At 54.8% G+C, this 15,121-nt stretch carries 17 protein-coding genes; 7 read left to right on the top strand and 10 right to left on the bottom strand.

Going from position 1 to position 15,121, the window contains the following annotated elements:
- Nucleotides 1-163 precede the first annotated feature (163 nt).
- Nucleotides 164-673, bottom strand: coding sequence for an SOS-induced cell division inhibitor SulA (gene sulA / locus LDK53_RS22550; RefSeq protein WP_025755976.1), 510 nt, complete (start codon nucleotides 671-673; stop codon nucleotides 164-166).
- A 217-nt stretch (nucleotides 674-890) separates the two neighbouring features.
- Here sulA and LDK53_RS22545 point away from each other — a divergent pair, with 217 nt between their 5' ends.
- Nucleotides 891-1,517 (top strand): TfoX/Sxy family DNA transformation protein, encoded by a 627-nt coding sequence (locus LDK53_RS22545; RefSeq protein WP_025755975.1) that lies wholly within the window; start codon nucleotides 891-893, stop codon nucleotides 1,515-1,517.
- Here the strand turns inward: LDK53_RS22545 and yccS are convergent.
- Together yccS and LDK53_RS22535 are read right to left on the bottom strand one after the other, a co-directional pair.
- Nucleotides 1,474-3,636, bottom strand: coding sequence for a YccS family putative transporter (gene yccS / locus LDK53_RS22540; protein WP_126800355.1), 2,163 nt, complete (start codon nucleotides 3,634-3,636; stop codon nucleotides 1,474-1,476). The two genes, LDK53_RS22545 and yccS, sit on opposite strands and share 44 nt — an antisense overlap.
- Nucleotides 3,637-3,655: 19 nt before the next feature.
- The gene (locus LDK53_RS22535; RefSeq protein ID WP_025755973.1) at nucleotides 3,656-4,102 is read right to left on the bottom strand and encodes a YccF domain-containing protein; all 447 of its coding nucleotides are present in this window, start codon (nucleotides 4,100-4,102) and stop codon (nucleotides 3,656-3,658) included.
- Nucleotides 4,103-4,224: 122 nt separating this feature from the next.
- Between LDK53_RS22535 and helD the strand changes: the two genes are divergently transcribed.
- Nucleotides 4,225-6,279, top strand: a complete 2,055-nt coding sequence (gene helD / locus LDK53_RS22530; protein WP_225288128.1) for a DNA helicase IV — start codon at nucleotides 4,225-4,227, stop codon at nucleotides 6,277-6,279.
- 58 nt (nucleotides 6,280-6,337) lie between these two features.
- On the opposite strand, the gene mgsA is transcribed toward helD, so the two are convergent.
- Complete coding sequence (gene mgsA / locus LDK53_RS22525) at nucleotides 6,338-6,796, bottom strand: methylglyoxal synthase (protein ID WP_025755971.1); 459 nt, start codon at nucleotides 6,794-6,796, stop codon at nucleotides 6,338-6,340.
- Nucleotides 6,797-6,876: 80 nt separating this feature from the next.
- Nucleotides 6,877-7,539: a curli synthesis inhibitor gene (csgI, locus tag LDK53_RS22520; RefSeq protein WP_095440943.1), complete on the bottom strand. Its 663-nt coding sequence runs from the start codon at nucleotides 7,537-7,539 to the stop codon at nucleotides 6,877-6,879.
- Between the two features lie 173 nt (nucleotides 7,540-7,712).
- Between csgI and LDK53_RS22515 the strand changes: the two genes are divergently transcribed.
- On the top strand, nucleotides 7,713-8,126 hold the full coding sequence (locus LDK53_RS22515; protein WP_025755969.1) for a CoA-binding protein: 414 nt from the start codon (nucleotides 7,713-7,715) through the stop codon (nucleotides 8,124-8,126).
- Nucleotides 8,127-8,161: 35 nt separating this feature from the next.
- On the opposite strand, the gene hspQ is transcribed toward LDK53_RS22515, so the two are convergent.
- From hspQ to LDK53_RS22500, 3 genes are read right to left on the bottom strand one after another with little or no spacing between them, the layout of a single operon-like run.
- Nucleotides 8,162-8,479, bottom strand: a complete 318-nt coding sequence (gene hspQ / locus LDK53_RS22510; protein ID WP_045284700.1) for a heat shock protein HspQ — start codon at nucleotides 8,477-8,479, stop codon at nucleotides 8,162-8,164.
- A 60-nt stretch (nucleotides 8,480-8,539) separates the two neighbouring features.
- The gene (gene rlmI / locus LDK53_RS22505) at nucleotides 8,540-9,730 is read right to left on the bottom strand and encodes a 23S rRNA (cytosine(1962)-C(5))-methyltransferase RlmI (protein ID WP_045908360.1); all 1,191 of its coding nucleotides are present in this window, start codon (nucleotides 9,728-9,730) and stop codon (nucleotides 8,540-8,542) included.
- Nucleotides 9,731-9,788: 58 nt separating this feature from the next.
- Nucleotides 9,789-10,115 (bottom strand): hypothetical protein, encoded by a 327-nt coding sequence (locus LDK53_RS22500; RefSeq protein WP_225288127.1) that lies wholly within the window; start codon nucleotides 10,113-10,115, stop codon nucleotides 9,789-9,791.
- 201 nt (nucleotides 10,116-10,316) lie between these two features.
- Here LDK53_RS22500 and LDK53_RS22495 point away from each other — a divergent pair, with 201 nt between their 5' ends.
- The 3 genes from LDK53_RS22495 to yccX are packed head-to-tail and all read left to right on the top strand — an operon-like array spanning nucleotide 10,317 to nucleotide 11,966.
- Nucleotides 10,317-10,874, top strand: a complete 558-nt coding sequence (locus LDK53_RS22495; protein WP_225288126.1) for a kinase inhibitor — start codon at nucleotides 10,317-10,319, stop codon at nucleotides 10,872-10,874.
- Between the two features lie 10 nt (nucleotides 10,875-10,884).
- Entirely contained in the window at nucleotides 10,885-11,673 is a 789-nt protein-coding gene (locus LDK53_RS22490) for a helix-turn-helix transcriptional regulator (RefSeq protein ID WP_225288125.1), read from the top strand.
- A gap of 11 nt (nucleotides 11,674-11,684) precedes the next feature.
- Nucleotides 11,685-11,966 (top strand): acylphosphatase, encoded by a 282-nt coding sequence (gene yccX / locus LDK53_RS22485; RefSeq protein ID WP_025755965.1) that lies wholly within the window; start codon nucleotides 11,685-11,687, stop codon nucleotides 11,964-11,966.
- On the opposite strand, the gene tusE is transcribed toward yccX, so the two are convergent.
- Together tusE and yccA are read right to left on the bottom strand one after the other, a co-directional pair.
- Entirely contained in the window at nucleotides 11,963-12,292 is a 330-nt protein-coding gene (gene tusE, locus LDK53_RS22480; protein WP_025755964.1) for a sulfurtransferase TusE, read from the bottom strand. The genes yccX and tusE overlap by 4 nt on opposite strands.
- An 86-nt stretch (nucleotides 12,293-12,378) precedes the next feature.
- Complete coding sequence (gene yccA, locus LDK53_RS22475) at nucleotides 12,379-13,038, bottom strand: FtsH protease modulator YccA (RefSeq protein WP_013097244.1); 660 nt, start codon at nucleotides 13,036-13,038, stop codon at nucleotides 12,379-12,381.
- A 270-nt stretch (nucleotides 13,039-13,308) separates the two neighbouring features.
- Between yccA and LDK53_RS22470 the strand changes: the two genes are divergently transcribed.
- Complete coding sequence (locus tag LDK53_RS22470) at nucleotides 13,309-14,937, top strand: ABC transporter substrate-binding protein (protein WP_225288124.1); 1,629 nt, start codon at nucleotides 13,309-13,311, stop codon at nucleotides 14,935-14,937.
- Nucleotides 14,938-15,121: the final 184 nt, after the last annotated feature.

Raw genomic sequence — 15,121 nt, 5'->3', positions numbered from 1 at the left:
AAAAAAAAGTTCCGTATACCTAATATTTAACATTTTCTGAACGAATTTTGTGCAATAAAATTAAGGAGAACCGCACCAGACAAGCCTTGCCGCAGTTTTGAGGTGGGGAACTAAAATCCCATCTCGCTGTCAAAAAAAATTCCAGGAATAATCTTAATTTCACTCAATGATACAAATTTGAGTGAATTTTTAGCCCAGAAAGTTGTCCTCTGCGGTAAGAATCCGAACGAACCGGACGCATAATAAACCCGATCGCGTTCCCCTCTTCAGCCGCTTCCGTCAGACGGAAATGTTCCTCTTCCGTCAGTTCTTCTGGCAACCAGCCAATCACCACGCTGTAATTTCCAGTGCGTAATGCACGGATCATCGACTCAACGGTATCGCAAGGCGAGAGTTGATTAATCTGCATAACCTTTGTCAGCGGGAGGCCCGCGGACTGAACCCACTCACGGCTCAGCTTTTGCTGAGGCGTGAGCCAGAGCTGCCAGCGCGATTGCTGGCCGAGCTGTTGCAATAACGGCAACAACAGAAGTTGCGTCAACAGGGGCTGGTCTTCACGATAAACCACTTCACTGATAAGCCCCGTGGACACACGCTCGACGGAATTCTGCGCGACATTGCCTGCGGTAGAAGAGAGAGAGGTTGAGCGATTTGCATAGCCTGAAGTGTACATATTCATTCCAGCCCTGTAGTTACTGTATGAATATACAGTAACCCCTGTATGCATAAAGATCAACCTCATTTTCGGAAAGCGACTCGCAAAATTCATTCAATCTTGATGCCCCTCGAAAAATCATCTTGCTCAACGGCGACAAGTTGCCTATTTTCCTGCTAACGGATCCGTTAGTAAGAAAAGTCGTGGTTAGCATATGATTTTCAAGGGAAATATCATGAAAAAGATATCTTATGAACGGATTTATCAATCCCAGGAATACCTCTCTCCGCTGGGCGAAATCCATCATCGTGCGCTGTTTGGCGGTTACACCCTGGCGGTGGATGATGCGGTCTTTGCCATGGTGTCAGACGGCGAACTTTATCTTCGTGCGTGTGAGGAAAGTGCAAAATACTGTGTAAAAAATGCCGCCTCGTTTTTAACGCTGATGAAGCGAGGTCGTCCGGTACTGCTCAACTATTATCGTGTTGACGACGGCTTATGGCAGGACAGAGAGCGGCTGCTTCAGCTCTCCTCGTATGCCCTCAGTGCCGCAAGAAAAGAGCGCAACCTGCGGCATCAACGAAACCGACTTAAGGATCTGCCGAACCTGACTTTTCAGCTTGAAGTTTTGCTGTTTGAAGCCGGTATCACCAATGAAGAGACACTCCGGGCGCTGGGCGCCAGAGCCAGCTGGCTGAAGATGCGGGCGAAAAATAAAGCGCTGAGTATAAAAGTGCTCTTCGCGCTGGAAGGGGCGATTGAGGGGCTGCATGAGGCGGCGCTCCCGGCAGGTATTCGCCGGGAGCTGACGGAGTGGTTTAATGCGCTACCTGAGGCACAGGATAATCACTCCTCCAGGTAGCGATTTGCTGCTGCAGCCGGCAAATTTCAGGCAGCAAAGCGATGAGCAGGCCGATTTGCTGAAGAACCAGCGGCGCTTTGCTGTCGTTACCCGGATCAAGATGCGCAATGCGCTGAGCCAGTTCATCCAGTGCCTGTTGCACCCGCGGTTCATCCGCCGGTCGGTGATGAAGTGCGTCATCGACGTAGCATACGGCGTCGTCCAGCAGGTTGAGAATACCCGGGTTGGTGAGCTTCTCGCGGTGGGCACCCAGCGTCGAAATGTAGCTGGTAAAGGTATGGTTCAGGCACAGCAGACGAAAGGCTGTTTCACGAATTTCTGCGGTGGCGCGAGGCTCCGTTGACATGTTCGAAACAACAGAAGCCAGCTCAGCATCGCTGTTGTGTGCATCGCGTCGTGCTATCCGGTAGGCCAGGCGGTTATCGCGCCCCTGGTGGTACTGCTCCAGAATGGCGTCAAGGTATCGACAGTTGGCGTTCAACGCCCGCTCAACCACGCGCGGCAAATTACGAAAACGCCAGTCCGGCCAGATAAAGCTGACTGCCGCCCAGGCGATGGCGCAGCCTATCAGGGTATCGATCACCCTGGGAAGGGCGACTTCAAACCCTTCACCCAGCAGGTTAAAGCAGAGCAACACCAGCAGCGTAATAAACATGGTGGCATGCGCGTACTGCACATTGCGAAACGCGAAGAACAACACGCCGGTGATCACGATCAGAATCAGCTGACCTTCAATGGACGGCACGAAATAGAGCACCGGCAGGCCAATCGCGACGCCCACCAGCGTACCGATAATACGCAGCGCCAGCCGGTGCCGCGTAGCGTTATAGTTGGGCTGACAGACGAACAGACTGGTGAGCAGGATCCAGTAACCGTGATGTAACCCGGTAATCTGGATAAGCGCATAACCTACGCACAGCACCAGGGACATTCTCACCGCGTGGCGAAACAGCGCCGACTCGGGCGTAAAGTTGCGGCTCAGCCGTAGCCACATATCGCTCACGCTGTGCACGCTGTCATCCGCGAGCTGGTTATCGACCTCACTGCCCGGCTGTGCCATCGCCTGTTCGGACTCAATGGTCGCCAGTTGAGCATCAATCGCCCGCAGGTTATTCAGCAGGAAACCCAGGGCTTTGATGTGTTCCGGTGAGGTTCCGCTGGCCTGAACGCGGTCGAGCGCCGCATCCAGGTGGCTGAATACGCGTTCAAAGCGTGGGTCATGCTGATAGGGCGTGCGCAGCAGAATAGAGCGCGAGAGTTGCTGACACGCCTGGGACTGCATGGAGAGCAGGCGCTGGAAGCGGAACATTACGTCGCTGTAGCGGAACTTCTCGCGCAGGGCGGCATACTGAACGTGCGAGGAGCTGGCGCGCTCATGAATATCCTGGGCGGCAAAATAGTAGTGTAAGGTTCGTCGCGTTCCGCGCTGGCCACGATCCCCGCGCAGACGGGTCAGCAGCGAGGCTTTGGTCTGGTTAAGGGTGGCGACCAGTTGACCGTTCGCCAGCGCCAGATCGTAGAGCGGCGCCTGGCTTTCTTCTTCGATATCGGGGTCAAACAGCCGGGATTTCAGCTCCAGATAGTGGGCTAACTGCTCGAAGCTGCGGGCAAGGTTATCCTGCAGGGGGCGAACCGGGAAGATCAGATGACCGGTTAACGTCAGCAGGTTATACCAGATGGCGCCCAGCAACAGCAGGACAGGCTGTTGATACCACTGATCGTAAAGCGACACGCCCAGCATGGTATAGATGGCGATCAGCAATGCGCCAAACGCGATGGTGGCATAGCGCTGCCCAAGGCCGCCCAGCAAAATAAACCCGCTGGTGGAGAGCGTAAGACCCAGGGCAAACAGCCAGGGCCACGGGAAAAGCAGCTCAACGGATGCGGAAGCAATAAAAAAGCAGATCAGCGTAATGACCAGGTTACGTAAACGCCCGGCCAGACGATCGTCCAGGTCCGCCAGCGCCCCGGCCACCACGCCCAGCGTGAGCGGGATGGTGAGTTTGACATCATTCAGCCACCATGGCAGGGCAACCGTGCCGCAAAGGGCGATAAAAATCCTGACGTTATAGAGCCAGGTACTGTTCCAGGTATAACGGCGAAGCAGTGGGCTTAGCATAAACGCGGCCAGTCCTTATTTACTGAAAACGACGACGAGCATTTGCTTCACGCGCGGCCTGGGCCACTTCTACCGAAACCACCCTGCGCCCGACGGGCCAGAGAGCGATCGCGGCGATCTTGAAATTCGCAAGTCCCACCGGAATACCGATAATCGTGACGCACTGCGCAATCCCCGCAAAAATATGCATGATGCACAGCCACCAGCCGAAGAAGATCAGCCACAGAATATTCAGCAGGGTCCCGCCCGTATTCATCAGGGCGTTTTTGCTCTCCGGATTCAGCTCGTCGACGTGGATGGCCTCATTCCCGTAGGGGACAAACGAGAGTTTAGTGATCTCCCAGCAGGAACGGGTCAGGGGAAGCGTAAAAATCAGAACGATGCTCACCAGCGTGGCAAAAAGCCAGGAAAGGGTGGTGGCAAAACCGCCCAGCACAAAATTCAACACATTCAGAACGGTACGCATAAACCCTCACTTCCTTTCGATAAATTAACGCCCAATGATTGTAACGTTTTTTTAGGCTGGAGCACCTTAAAACTGGCAGTTAAACTATCAGACAAATTATCTCTTCGTGGATTTGGCGGGACATGGAACTGAAAGCAACTTCAATGGGCAAACGCCTGGCACAACACCCTTACGACAGGGTGGTTCTCCTTAATGCCGGGGTGAAAGTCTCCGGAGAACGCCACGAATACCTTATTCCGTTTAATCAGCTTCTGGCTATCCACTGCAAACGCGGGCTGGTGTGGGGCGAACTGGAGTTCGTTCTGCCAGACGATAAAGTCGTGCGACTTCACGGCACCGAGTGGGCGGAAACCCAGCGCTTCCACCATCACCTGAACGCGCTCTGGCAGCAGTGGAGCCAGGAGATGAGCGTGATTGCGTCCCAGGTGCTGCAGCAGGTGCTGGACGACATCGCGCAAAGCAACGCGCAGCAAACCTGGCTGACCCGTCAGCAGACAGCCGGGCTACAGCGAAAGATCAGGCAGGCACTCTCGGCGCTGCCGATATCCGTGACGCGTCTCGATGAGTTTGACAATTGTCGTGACGCCTGGCGCCAGTGTCAGGCCTGGCTGAATGACGTGGATAAAAGCCGGCTTGCCCATAACCAGGCCTGGACGGATGCCATGCTTACCCAATACGCTGATTTCTTCAGTACGGTGGAATCTTCCCCCCTCAATCCGGCGCAGGCGCGTGCGGTGGTGAACGGTGAGCAATCGCTGCTGGTGCTTGCGGGCGCCGGAAGCGGTAAAACGTCGGTGCTGGTGGCGCGTGCTGGCTGGCTGCTGACGACCGGAGAAGCCGTACCCGATCAAATTCTGCTTCTGGCTTTTGGCCGCAAGGCGGCTGAGGAGATGGACGAGCGTATTCAGGCTCGCCTGCATACCCGGGATATCACCGCCAGAACCTTCCATGCGCTTGCGCTGCATATTATTCAGCAGGGCAGTAAAAAAGTGCCTTCCATCAGCAAACTGGAAAACGATACGCAGGCGCGTCAGGCGCTGTTTATCAAAACCTGGCGCCAGCAGTGCAGCGAGAAAAAGGCGCAGGCGAAAGGATGGCGTCAGTGGCTGGAGGACGAGCTCAACTGGACGGTGCCAGAGGGCAGTTTCTGGCAGGATGACAAACTGGCGCGCCGGCTGGGGTCGCGGCTTGACCGATGGGTAAGTCTGATGCGAATGCATGGTGGGTCGCAGGCGGAGATGATAGAGAGCGCGCCGGAGGGGATCCGCGATCTGTTTTCGAAGCGCGTCAAACTGATGGCGCCGCTGCTGAAAGCCTGGAAAACGGCGCTGAAGGAGGAAAACGCCGTCGACTTCTCCGGGTTAATCCACCAGGCCATTATCATTCTTGAGAAAGGGCGTTTTGTCAGCCCGTGGAAACATATTCTGGTGGATGAGTTTCAGGATATCTCCCCGCAGCGTGCCGCGCTGCTCTCGGCGCTGCGGGCGCAGAATAAGCATACCTCACTGTTTGCGGTGGGGGACGACTGGCAGGCCATCTATCGCTTCAGCGGCGCGCAGCTCTCCCTGACGACCGCGTTCCACCACTATTTTGGCGAAGGGGATCGCAGCGATCTGGACACGACCTACCGCTTCAATTCCCGAATCGGTGAGATTGCTAACCGCTTTATCCAGCAGAACCCGCATCAGCTGGCCAAGCCGCTCAATAGCCTGCGGTCTGGTGATAAAAAAGCCGTCACTCTGCTGGCGGATGATCAGCTGGAGCCGCTGCTGGACAAGCTCAGCGGCTATGCGAAGCCCGATGAACGTATCCTGGTGCTGGCGCGTTACCATCACCTCAAACCTGCGGCGCTGGAAAAAGCCGCCACCCGCTGGCCGAAGCTGCAGATTGAATTTATGACCATTCACGCCAGCAAAGGGCAGCAGGCCGATTATGTCATCGTGGTGGGGCTGAAAGAGGGGAGCGATGGTTTCCCGGCTCCTGCTCGCGAGTCGGTGATGGAGGAGGCCTTACTGCCGGAACCGGAAGACTTCCCGGACGCCGAAGAGCGGCGTTTGCTGTATGTGGCCATGACCCGCGCGCGTCACCGCGTGTGGCTGCTGTTCAACAAAGAGGAGCCATCCGTATTTGTGGATATCCTGAAGAGTATTGATGTGCCGGTGGCGAGAAAGCCATAACGACGACGGGCAAAGAGGAGCAGGCCGGGTAAGGCGTAGCCGCCACCCGGCAAAAAAGCTACTTCAGTCTCTCGGAAAGATAGCGCTGATAATCCGGAATAAGGATCTCAACCGGGGAGTTAAACTGCGGGGATTCAATAATGAAATCCGCCGTCGAGAGGTTGGTCGCCACCGGGATATTCCACACCGTTGCCAGACGCAGCAGCGCTTTGACATCCGGATCGTGCGGAACCGCATTCAGCGGATCCCAGAAGAAGATCAGCACATCAATCTTTCCTTCGGAAATCTGCGCCCCGACCTGCTGATCGCCGCCCATCGGGCCGCTCAGCATGGCATTAACCTCCAGACCCGTTTCGCGCTGAATCAGGTTACCGGTTGTGCCGGTCGCCGACAGGGCGTGCTTTTCCAGCAAAGACTGATGACGGCGAACCCAGTTAAGCAGCATTTGTTTACAGTGATCGTGCGCAACCAGAGCAATGTGTTTACGTTCCGGTAGCGTGCGTGTTGTCAGTTCCATAATCATATCCATCAGGTTAACTGACTACACGATGACGGGAACCGCCTGACGCTGCAAGAGCAAGGCGTAAAAAATGTGGCTTATGAGGAAGGTTGTTGTTTTGCCCATTGTAAAAACCGGGCGCGCGTATCAGGATCGGCCTGCTGAAACCAGAATTTGAGGCGTTGTTCCGTCAGGGTCTGTGACTGAGGAGGAATAACGTCCAGTTCAGAGACACCCGATAGCAGCGTACTGTCGTCAGCCATCATGGTGGCAAACTGCGGAAGCGAGGCGCGTTTGCCTGCTTTGTTATAGGCCTGGGCCGCGGCCTCGTAATCCGGTCCTTTCGGTGAGGTAGTCAGCGCCAGAATATCCAGTTTTACCGGAATCGGCATTGCATCCCCGTCCAGCAGTTCAATACGCGGTGACGCGTCAAAGGCCGCACTCTCTTTCTCTGTTTCAATACGCGGCAGGGTAATGTTGACCTGACTGATTTGCCGGGTATTAAAGCTGACAATCAGCGGCGGGGAGAGGTACATCCTTTGCTCATGATTGGCGAGGCCGATCGATTTTTCTACCCGGAATACCAGCTGATGTGGGCCGTTATCTAACTCAATGCTGTCGGCACCGCGCAATAAGGAGCTGGAGACCTTTTTTCCATCCAGCACCAGGAGATCAATATCGCCAGAGAGCCGAAGCGTGGTAGCAAAGACGCAGACCGGCATCACTAATGCAATCAGAGCAGTGGCAATACCGGTTTTCATAGAAGGCTCCTGTCAGAAATCCTGTCGGCGCATGAATGTATCTAAATTTTTCGATAATCACGTTTACTAACATATAGACATATTTGGCCGTTTTGCCCTCATACATCTGTATGGGATGGATGGTTGAGATGTGCCCTTTGGCGTACACTTTGAAAAAAGCCAGGAGAAAAACCATGAAAGAGAACGATATTGCCGAGATTTTGACATCCACGCGCACCATTGCGCTGGTGGGCGCGAGCGATAAACCCGATCGTCCAAGCTATCGGGTCATGAAATACCTTCTCGATCAGGGTTATCACGTTATCCCTGTCTCGCCGAAAGTGGCCGGTAAAAGTTTACTGGGCCAGCAGGGCTACGCCACGCTCAACGACGTACCGGAAAAAATCGATATGGTGGATGTTTTCCGTAATTCGGAGGCGGCGTGGGGCGTGGCTCAGGAAGCCATTGCGATTGGGGCAAAAACGTTGTGGATGCAGCTCGGGGTGATTAACGAGCAGGCTGCGGTGCTGGCGCGTGAGGCGGGTCTGAAGGTGGTCATGGACCGCTGCCCGGCCATTGAAATCCCCCGTCTGGGGCTGGCGAAGTAATAAAAAAAGCCCGTTCATCGGGCTTTTTTACACGCTTAGTTCCGCAGGCGCGGAGCCTGTAACTGTTTGCGGATAGTCTGAGCCAGTTCATCCATCGTAGGTTGCTCCGGATGTTCTTCCCGCAGTTCACTGCTGAGCTGCGCTTCAGCAAGATAGGTGTGAACGGGTTGTCCGTCATCACCTTCCATTACCACATGGTACCAGGGCGCGGCGCGAAGCTCGGCGTTCACCGCCAGCTCGTCTGCTGACGGTTCATCAAGGGAATACTCCGGGTCGATATCCACGACCACACCCAAATACCCTAGCAAAGTGTGGCGGACCTGCTGGCCGATACCGAATTTGCTGGCAATCATAGTCACCTCCCGGGAAATACGACTTACACGTTATGTGCGGGCAATATTTCTCTTTTCAAGTTACATGACGCGACAGGCAAACCCTTTCAGATAGAGCCCTTCCGGGTAGGTAGCAATCACCGGGTGATCGGCTGCCTGACGGAACTGCTCTATAAATTGTACATCACGACCAGCATCTATTGCGGCATCGGCGATGATTTTTTGGAATAAATCGGTGGTCATCAGGCCTGAGCAGGAGAACGTGAGCAAGACGCCGCCCGGATTCAGCAGCTGGATGGCCAGCATGTTGATATCTTTATAGCCGCGGCAGGCGCCCATCAGCTGACTTTTGTTTTCAACAAACTTCGGCGGATCCATCACGATAACGTCGAACTTCTCGCCCTGATCGCGATATTTACGCAGCAGCTTAAAGACGTCGTCACGAATAAATTCGGCTTTGCTCAGATCAAGCTTATTCAGCTCGACGTTCTGTTTCGCCACGTCCAGCGCTTCCTGTGAGGTGTCCACGCTCACCACCTGGGCACAACCGCCCATCAGCGCTGAAACGGCAAACCCGCCGGTGTAGGAGAAGCAGTTCAGCACGCGTTTGTCGGCAACGTACTGACGCGTCGCCAGGCGGCTGTCGCGCTGGTCGAGGTAATAACCCGTTTTGTGTCCGCCCTGAATATCCACCAGCAGCTTCATGCCGTGCTCTTCAATCGGCAGCAGGGCAGGCGGCAGTTCACCGGTCACAGGGCCTTGCGTCAGCTCCATGCCCTCTTTTTTGCGCACCGCCACGTCGCTGCGGTCGTAAATGGCGCACTGTGGGAACAGTGTTTGCAGGGCACTAATCAGCGCGGCACGCTGGTATTCCGCCCCGGCGCTCAGAAGCTGCAGCACCAGGAAGTTGCCGAAGCGGTCAATGGTGACGCCCGGGAGACCATCGGACTCACCGGCAATCAGGCGGTAGCTGTCCAGCCCGTCGCGTTTTGCCAGCCACTCACGCCACTGCTGCGCCTGCTGCAAACGGCGAACGAAGAAGTCGATATCAATGGTTTCATCTTTATCGAAGGTCCAGACGCGGGCACGTATCTGGGACGCTGGCGAGTAGGCGCCTCGCGCTAACCATTTCCCCTGATGGTCAACGATATCAATGGTTTCACCGAGGCTGGCTTTGCCTTCCATGCGGGCAACCGCGCCGGAAAAGACCCAGGGATGACGGCGCAGTAAAGACTTCTCGCGCCCTTTGGCTAACACTAAACGTACACTCATAATTTGCTGTTCTGTCGATTTCAGGGAAATGGCGCGTAGAGTAGCACATCAAAACGGATCAGAGCTTCTCAAAATCTCTGATGATTTTTCGATAACGCCAGGATTTATACGACAGTACAGGAGGTTGTGCGAGAGTCATAATGCTAACCCCTACGATGATCGCCAGCCCCCACGCCAATGCCTTGACAGGTGAACTGAAAACGACAAGAACAATCAGGAACATGAAGCATACGCTGACTACCCAGAGTAGGGTATTGAATCGACGGGCGAGATCGTAAACTGCTTCTTCAGGCGTTCCGCCGTACCTCTCAACGTTATTTTTTATCTTCTGCAAATCAGACAGTGTAAAACCAGAGCGCAACAGGTCTTCATCAGTAACATTCATATCGTTTTCCTTTCGCGCATAGCATTCCATTTACTGTTTGTACACGAACAGACTCACTGCGCGTAGAGTAGCACTTTCAGCAAGGCGCAATCATCTGCGGATACCCTTGAGCGTTTCGGCACAAAATCAAATCGCTTAGGCACATTACAAGATTGCCGAGGGATATACAGTGGGGCTTCCAGTACAGCAAAGGGAGCCCCCATGAAAAAGCACAGTGTAATAGCAATAACCGCTCTGACGGCAATGAGTTTTCAGGTTTTCGCCGCAACGCCTTTCAGCATGACCAGCCGGGATATTTCCGGCGAACGGCGGTTAGCGTCACCGCAGGTGTTTGAGGGATTTGGCTGCCACGGTGGGAATACCTCGCCACAGCTGGCGTGGAAAAATCCGCCCGCGGGTACGAAAAGTTTTGCCGTCACGGTCTATGATCCTGATGCGCCTACCGGCAGCGGCTGGTGGCACTGGACCGTAGCCAACATTCCCGCGAAGACAATGACGCTGCCCGCTGATGCCGGTAATCCAAATGGCGAAAAATTACCTGCCGGCGCTGTGCAGGGGCGTAATGATTTCGGGTATTCTGGATTCGGCGGCGCATGTCCGCCCGCAGGAGATAAGCCTCACCGCTATCAGATGACCGTCTGGGCGCTGGACGTGGATAAACTGCCTGTCGACAACAATGCCAGCGGCGCGCTGGTCGGTTTTATGCTCAATAGTCATGTTCTGGCAAAGACGCAGTTAACCGCAACCTACAGCAGATAAGGATGAACCGGTGCAGGAGTTTCATTTTCGACATAAACATCTCACGGCGGGTGAAGTGACTGCCAGCAAAATGCATCGCCTGCACCAGGTTAAACTCTTTTTTCCGGCCATTTGTCATATTACGCACGGCAGTAAGGTGATTGTGCAGGACGACAACCGCCTGGTGGCCACCCGGGATGAGCTCATCATTATCCCTGCCAATACGGCGATGGAGATCATCAATCAGCCTGCAAACGGTCTGTTTCACTCGGATTTGCTGATGTTATCGCCGGAAATCGTTGCCGGGTTTAAAGCGCATTACCTGAAATCCTGGCCGCGCACGACGCTGCATTCGCTCTGCGCTCCGCTAAGCGAGGGGCTGGCGTTTATGTGGGATAACCTGCTGCACGCCGTGCGTCAGGATTTACCGGAGGCGCTGCAAAAACATCAGGCCTTCGGTCTGTTGCTGGCATTGCTGCATGACGGCATGGCAGGCCCGCTGCTTATCGAGCGAAGCAATAACCTGACCGAGCAGGTGCGACAGTTCATTATGCTGTCGCCTGCCAGAGCCTGGACCGCGCAGGACATTGCCAGCCGTCTCGCCCTGAGCGTGCCGACGCTGCGCAGACGCTTACGCGAAGAGTCGCAGAGCTTTCGTCAGATTGTGGAGGAGGTAAGGATGGCCGTGGCGCTGTCACAGCTACAGTCAACCCGATTACCGATTGGCGAAATCGCATTACAATGTGGGTATCTTTCCAGCTCTCGTTTCACCGCCCGTTTCCGGCAACACTATGGCTGTTTGCCGAAAACGCTACGTTAAGGAGAAGAAAAATGGCAAAAGTCTGCACTATTGCCTGGGTTCATGGCATCGTTCAGGGCGTGGGTTTCCGCTACAGCACTCAGCGCGAGGCCGTTCAGCTTGGGTTAACGGGATACGCGCGCAACATGGATGACGGCAGCGTTGAGGTGGTCGCCTGTGGCGAAGCGGAGCAGGTCGACAAGCTGGTGGCGTGGCTGAAAGCGGGTGGGCCGCGCAGCGCGCGGGTTGATAAGGTCTTAACGGAACCGCATCAACCCGGCCGGGAGTACGTTAACTTCGGTATTCGCTATTAAATACACTTCACCGGTTTAGGCAGGCCGGCAATTTTGGTGGCCTGTTTTGCCGGGCCTTTCGGGAACAAACGATAGAGATAGCGGCTGTTGCCTTTCTCTTCACCGAACTTATTGGCCATCGCTTTGACCAGCATGCGGATGGCCGGAGAGGTGTTGAATTCGAGATAGAACTCGCGCACAAAACGCACCACTTCCCAGTGTTCGGGGGAGAGGGCGATGCCTTCTTTCTCAGCAATGACTTCTGCCAGCGCTTCGTTCCACTGGCCACTTTCTTTCAGATAACCGTCGTTATCGGTCTCGATCTCTTTGCCTTCAAAACTCAACATAGTCATTCACGCGTCAGTCAAAAACGCTGCAGTGTACCAAAAAACAAAGCCCCGCATAAGCGGGGCCAGGTTCACATCGTTGCGGCTTAATCCCGGCTGGCAAAACCCAGGATGCTCAGCAGGCTGACGAAGATGTTGTACAGCGAGACATACAGGCTCACGGTGGCGCGAATATAGTTGGTCTCACCGCCGTGAATGATGTTGCTGGTTTCATACAGAATTGCGCCGGATGACAGCAGGATAAACACCGCGCTAATCGCCAGGTGCAGGGCAGGGAGCTGCAGGAAGATGTTAGCCACCATACCAATCAGCACCACCACGATACCCGCCATCAGCATACCGCCGAGGAAGGACATGTCCTTGCGGGTGGTGAGCACGTAGGCCGAGCAGCAGAAGAACACCAGCGCGGTTCCGCCCAGCGCCATACCAATCACATCGCCCATGCCGGCGGACAGGTACGCGTTCAGGATTGGTCCCAGGATGTAGCCCAGGAAGCCGGTGAAGGCAAACGCGGAGAGAATACCGACCGGTTTGTCAGCGGTTTTGTAGGTCAGGAACATCAGACCATACATCCCCACCAGCGTCAGGATCAGCCCCGGGGACGGCAGCATCAGCACGGTGCTGGCGGTTGCCGTGATCGCCGAAAACGCCAGCGTCAGGCTGAGCATGAAATAGGTATTGCGCAGCACCTTGTGGGTGCTGAGTAGCGATGTGCGGTCGCGTGAGGAAGTAATTATACGATCCATGAGTCACTCTCTTATGACAGATGTAATTAACGGAAAGAATAGGAAACGGCGCGTCACTCTCAAAGTGGTTTTACCCATCTTTACTCAGCAGGTTAGGGCGGAAGCTGGTTGTTTCTTCTGCATAAATACGTTTCACCAGTATGAACAGCGGTTTGACGCGATTAATCAGATCAACCTCTTATAGGTTACTGAAAATTATTGCGTTATTACCATAAGGCCGCTAAGAGTTATTTCCGGATCGTCTCAAAAACAGACAATAAGGCGAAGGAAATGAAACCACAAACACGCACGCGCTTTACGCTCTCTTTACTTACCGCAGGGATCCTGTGCGCCAGCACGGCAACCTTGGCTGCGAACGTGCCGGCAGGAACGCAGCTGGCAGATAAGCAGGAACTGGTCAGGAACAACGGTAATGAGCCGGCCTCGCTCGACCCGCATAAAGTCGAAAGCGACGTCGAATTCAATATTATCAGCGATTTATTCGATGGGCTGGTCAGCGTTTCCCCGGCGGGGGACATTCAGCCACGGCTGGCGGAAAAATGGGAGAACAAGGACAACACCGTCTGGACGTTCCATCTGCGTCCGGGCATCACCTGGAGCGACGGCACTGCCATCACCGCGGAAGATGTGGTCTGGAGCTGGCAGCGTCTGGTTGATCCTAAAACCGCTTCACCGTATGCCAGCTATCCAGGCAACATGCACATTGTGAATGGTGCGGATATTGCACAGGGGAAAAAAGCCCCCGATACGCTTGGCGTTAAAGCGATTAACGACACCACGCTGGAAGTCACATTGACGCAGCCTAATGCGGCATTCCTGGCCATGCTCGCGCATCCGTCACTGGTACCGGTGGACAAAGTGCTGATTGGCCGCTTTGGCGACAAGTGGACCAAGCCTGAACATATCGTCACCAGCGGGGCCTATAAGCTGTCCCAGTGGGTGGTCAACGAACGCATTGTGGCGGAGCGCAACCCGCGCTACTGGGATAATGACCATACCGTGATTAATAAGGTGACGTATCTGCCTATCACCTCCGAGGCCGCAGATGTGAACCGCTATAAAGCGGGCGAAATTGATATTGTCTACACGGTGCCGATCAACCAGTTCGCTCAGCTCAAAAAAACGCTCGGCAGCGAGCTGGATGTCTCTCCGCAGCTGGCAACCTATTACTACGAATTTAATACCACCCGGCCGCCGTTCAACGACGTCCGCGTGCGCAAGGCGCTGAACATGGCGCTCGATAAAGACATCATTGCCGGGAAAGTTTTAGGGCAGGGGCAGCGTCCGGCGTGGCTCATCAGCCAGCCGGATATCGGTGGCGTTAAGTTACAGAACCCGGATTACGCCAGTTGGCCGCAGGACAAGCGCATCGCTGAGGCGAAAAAATTGCTCGAAGCGGCCGGGTATAACGCCAGCCATCCTCTGCGCTTCAACCTGCTCTATAACACCTCTGAATCGCACCAGCGTATTGCGATTGCGGCCAGCTCCATGTGGAAAAAGAACCTCGGCGTGGAGGCGAAGCTGCAAAATCAGGAGTGGAAAACCATGCTGGATACCATGCATACCCACAACTTTGACGCGGTGCGTTACGCCTGGATTGCCGACTACGACGACGCGGCGACCTTCCTGAACAACTTCCGCACCGGCGACAGCGAAAACACCAGTCAGTACAGCAACCCGGAATACGACCAGGCGCTGATGAATGCCGCAAAAGCCAAAACAACGGAAGAGCGGGGTAAGTTCTACCAGCAGGCGGAAGATCTGCTGGGACGTGATGTGCCCGCCATTCCGGTGTATCACTACGTCCGTACGCATCTGGTCAAACCGTGGGTGGGCGGATTTACGCCGGATAAGCTGGGGTACTATTACACGAAGGACATGTACATCAAAAAACACTAAGCCTGTGCTGATAAAATCGTCGTTGTGTTGTCAGTTCAACCGATTAAACACGTTTTGACTATTTTTACAGCGAACGAATGCCGCGACTCTTTACAGCGCGCGGTGAGGTGTTTATAGTTCGCCTCACTCAGGAAGTGTGGCCGAGCGGTTGAAGGCACCGGTCTTGAAAACCGGCGACCCGAAA

Source organism: Enterobacter sp. K16B, assembly GCF_020216105.1.
Lineage (GTDB): Bacteria > Pseudomonadota > Gammaproteobacteria > Enterobacterales > Enterobacteriaceae > Enterobacter > Enterobacter sichuanensis.
This window is presented reverse-complemented; position numbering and strand designations above follow the sequence as displayed.